This window comes from Vibrio sp. V03_P4A6T147, from assembly GCF_002241085.1.
GTDB classification, from domain to species: domain Bacteria; phylum Pseudomonadota; class Gammaproteobacteria; order Enterobacterales; family Vibrionaceae; genus Vibrio; species Vibrio anguillarum.
Genome location: NZ_NDIO01000242.1, coordinates 1 through 3384 on the forward strand (window position 1 = coordinate 1; position 3384 = coordinate 3384).

3 protein-coding genes are annotated in these 3384 nt (G+C 43.7%); all 3 read left to right on the forward strand.

What is annotated here, in order from left to right; all coding sequences use genetic code 11:
- The first annotated feature begins 375 nt into the window (after nucleotides 1-375).
- Complete coding sequence (locus tag B9J84_RS09630; protein ID WP_094124029.1) at nucleotides 376-1671, forward strand: NCS2 family permease; 1296 nt, start codon at nucleotides 376-378, stop codon at nucleotides 1669-1671.
- A gap of 39 nt (nucleotides 1672-1710) precedes the next feature.
- Complete coding sequence (tet(34), locus tag B9J84_RS09635; protein WP_010320141.1) at nucleotides 1711-2175, forward strand: oxytetracycline resistance phosphoribosyltransferase domain-containing protein Tet(34); 465 nt, start codon at nucleotides 1711-1713, stop codon at nucleotides 2173-2175.
- 89 nt (nucleotides 2176-2264) lie between these two features.
- Nucleotides 2265-3384, forward strand: a 1120-nt coding sequence (gene frsA, locus B9J84_RS09640; RefSeq protein WP_094124030.1) for an esterase FrsA, incomplete at its 3' end; no start/stop codon positions are given.

A 3384-nucleotide genomic window follows, 5' to 3' on the forward strand; every position in this document is an offset into this window, starting at 1 on the left:
GTTTACACTGGCAACTTTGCTTACCCAACAAGCTTTGGTTATTAAGACTTTAAGCATGTTATTTGAACTGTATGTTCACCCCCTAGATATTGGAATTTTTTTGTAGTCAGTTTGGCTAAAATGATTCGCCGCCACCTCAGATGAGGTGGCGTTTTTTTATCTCAATGTTCAGCACTTCCTTTACGGCTCAATGGCAATACGATATGGAAATCCGCTTTTTCTTTTTGAAGAAATGAAGCGCGACTAGGTTCATAAGCCATTAATAAAAGCATATTACAGCCTTAATTCTATCTGGAATTTGTGATCTGATCTCTCTATAATCCACAGCCAATCGATTACGCAACCGTTTACTTTTTACCCTTATAGGACTCGATCATGCTCGAAAGGCTATTTAAACTTAGTGAATATGGCACAAACGTGCGCACTGAGGTTATCGCAGGAATAACGACATTTCTCACGATGGCATACATTATCTTTGTTAACCCTGCGATCTTAGCGGATGCCGGCATGGACCGTGGTGCAGTATTTGTTGCTACGTGTCTTGCGGCGGCTATTGGCTGTTTCATCATGGGCTTTGTTGCCAACTACCCAATCGCACAGGCTCCGGGTATGGGGTTAAACGCATTTTTTACTTACGCCGTTGTGCTCGGCATGGGATATACATGGCAAGTTGCGCTGGCGGCGGTATTCGTTTCTGGTGTGCTGTTCATTTTTCTTAGTATCTTTAAAATCCGTGAGTGGATCATCGGTTCGATTCCGATGTCATTACGAACGGGGATCTCGGCCGGTATTGGACTTTTTCTTGCCTTTATTGCCCTGAAAAATGCAGGCATTGTGGTTGATAACCCTGCAACTTTGGTTTCTGTCGGCGCAATTACTTCTCTTCCTGCTGTACTCGGTGCGATAGGTTTCTTCCTGACGATTGCTTTGGTTCATCGTGGTTTAAAGGGTGCTGTAATGATCGCGATTCTTGCGGTTACTGGCCTTGGTTTAGTGTTTGGTGACGTTCAGTGGCATGGCATTATGTCGGCACCACCAAGTATTGCGCCAACTTTTTTGCAGCTTGATTTCTCCGCCGTTTTTGAAGTGGGTATGATCTCAGTGGTGTTTGCGTTTCTGTTTGTCGATCTATTTGACACGGCTGGCACCTTAGTTGGCGTGGCGCAAAAAGCAGATTTGATTGGTAAAGATGGTAAAATTCCACGTCTAAATAAAGCATTGCTTGCCGATTCTACCGCTACGTCAGTCGGTGCCCTGCTAGGTACATCAAACACAACCTCTTACATTGAAAGTGTGGCGGGTGTTGCTGCTGGCGGGCGCACAGGGCTGACTGCAGTCGTTGTTGGCATTTTGTTCTTACTTGCATTATTCTTCTCGCCATTAGCTGGAATGATCCCTGCGTACGCTACGTCTGGTACATTATTTTACGTGGCAATTTTGATGCTTTCTGGTTTGGTCAGTATTGATTGGCGCGATTTAACAGAAGCGGCTCCTGTCGTCGTTACCTGTTTATTAATGCCGCTGACATTCTCTATCGCAGAAGGTATTTCTCTTGGTTTCATTGCTTATGCGGCTATCAAACTATTTAGTGGCAAAGGGCGCAGTGTATCGATGAGTGTGTGGGTGATGTCAGCCATCTTCATCTTTAAGTATATCGCCTCTGCAATGTAATGAACGACACAGATTATTTAAATAATTAGGTTTACAACAATGAGCAATAAATTCGTTATCACTTGGGACAACATGCAGACTTACTGTCGTCAATTGGCAGAAAAACAGATGCCTGCAGAGCAATGGAAAGGTATTTGGGCGGTGAGCCGTGGTGGTCTGGTTCCTGGTGCCATATTGGCGCGTGAATTAGGTATTCGCCATGTCGATACGATTTGCATTTCAAGTTACGATCATGATCACCAGCGTGACATGACAGTGATCAAAGCACCTGAAGGTGACGGCGAAGGTTTCTTAATTGTTGAAGATTTGGTCGATAGTGGTGATACCGCACGTAAGCTACGTGAAATGTATCCTAAAGCGAAATTGATTGCGGTGTGTGCGAAGCCTTCTGGCGTAAGCTTGTTAGATGATTATGTTGTGGATATTGCTCAAGATACGTGGATTGAGCAGCCATGGGATATGACGATTCAATACGCAGAACCGATTAACCGTAAACAAAAGTAATGTTTTTCTTTGCGTTTATTTGAAAATGGCCCTTTATCGGGCCATTTTTTTTATTACTATTAGAGCACCGCTCTCAATTGAATCGACTTATGTCTGAATCTAACAGCCAAAATCTTTCTGAAACCTTGTTCCAGAAACACAAGCAAGCTCAAGAAACCTCGGCATTAATTCGCTATATGCCAAGTAGCCAAGAAATTTTGGATCTTAAAAAACAACAAGAAGGGTACGTTTGGTATCGAAATCTCAGGCGGTTACAGTGGATATGGCAAGGTGTTGATCCTGTAGAGCAAGAAGAAGTTCTCGCCCGCATTGCCTCTTCGAAACATTCGCGAACCGAAGCGGATTGGTTAGATACGGTTATGGGCTATCACAGTGGTAACTGGGCATACGAGTGGACTAAGCTGGGTATGCGTCACCAAAAGCGCGCTAATGACAAGCAAGACGAAGAGGCGGCCAATGAACTTTTTTCCGCGTCGCTCTGCTTTAGCATTGCTGGTTATCCGCATCTAAAAAATGATAATTTATCCTTACAGGCACAGATACTGTCAAACAGCGCTTATAACGAAGCGGCCAAATTGACTCGTTATGTGATTAAGCAGATTGAAGTACCCTATAAGAACAAAAAAATAGTCGCTAATTTGCATTTGCCCAATACCGATAGGCCTCATCCGGTCGTTTTGGTTAGCGCCGGTTTAGACAGTTTGCAGACGGATATGTGGCGTTTGTTTAGAGATTATCTCGCGCCTAGAGATATTGCGATGTTAACTATTGATATGCCCTCCGTAGGTCATAGCTCCCATTGGCCTTTAACTGAAGATTCTTCATGTCTGCATCAAGCCGTACTCAATGAACTGGAAAGCTTGCCTTGGGTTGATCATCGAAAAGTGGGGCTTGTTGGATTTCGATTTGGTGGTAACTCCATGATCAGGCTCTCTTTTCTAGAGCAAGATAAAATCAAGGCTTGTGTTTCATTAGGCGCACCTATCCACGATATTTTAGCTTCGCCAGAAAAATTGAAAAAAATGCCCAAAATGTATATTGATGTGCTGGCGTCTCGTTTAGGTAAAGACGTGGTGGATATTAATAGCCTTGCTGGGTTGATGCGAGCGTGGTCACTGAAAGTGCAAGGTTTTTTAACCAGTAGGCGAACTAAAGTTCCGATTTTGGCTTTAGGATTAGAAGGTGATCCCATTTCACCCTATTCAGATA

What these genes read in the sequence shown, in the direction of transcription:
- B9J84_RS09630 (WP_094124029.1), top strand. Translation starts at nt 376, where the DNA reads ATGCTCGAAAGGCTATTTAAACTTAGTGAATATGGCACAAACGTGCGC.